The 455-nt window shown below is 62.4% G+C and carries 1 protein-coding gene and 1 pseudogene; both read right to left on the bottom strand.

Annotation, left to right across the window (positions count from 1 at the left end; translation table 11 throughout):
- Positions 1 to 181, bottom strand: a pseudogene (locus tag EOA22_RS37080) (dihydroxy-acid dehydratase); the annotation flags it as partial.
- A partial coding sequence (locus tag EOA22_RS37075) for an FCD domain-containing protein (protein ID WP_348629534.1) occupies positions 178 to 455 on the bottom strand: 278 nt, incomplete at its 5' end. The pseudogene EOA22_RS37080 and the gene EOA22_RS37075, both read right to left, overlap by 4 nt.

Genomic DNA, 455 nt, shown 5'->3' with positions numbered 1-455 from the left:
GCAGGTGGGAATAGCACGGGGTCAATTCCGAACAGGTGTTGCAGATGCCGATCACCGGGCGGCCGTCGAAAGCGTCGGCGGGAATGCCCTGGTTCTTCATCCAGCTGCGGTGCATGAAGGCGTTCTTGCCCTCACCGCCGAACCAGGCCTCGGACCGCAGTTTGCGTTTGGTGTCGGTCACGATGTCTGTTCCCGTTCCTGGCGGCGCTTGTTGCGGTTTTCGACGCTGCGGCGCACGTCCTCCTCGGCATTGTCGATGAGGACCAGTAGCGCCTTTTGTGCGCCGGTCGCGTCGCCGGTGGCGGTCTTTTCGGCGACTTCCCGGTGCAGCGGCAATGAGGGGCGCTGCCCTTCCGGATTGTCGTTGGAAAGACGAAAGCTCGTCACCAATGCGGTTTCGACCAGTGCCGCCAGCGAGCCGATCAGCTCATTGCCGGTCATGCGCAGTATTGTCT

Source organism: Mesorhizobium sp. M7A.F.Ca.US.014.04.1.1 (assembly GCF_003998745.1).
Classification (GTDB): Bacteria; Pseudomonadota; Alphaproteobacteria; order Rhizobiales; family Rhizobiaceae; genus Mesorhizobium; species Mesorhizobium ciceri.
This window is presented reverse-complemented; position numbering and strand designations above follow the sequence as displayed.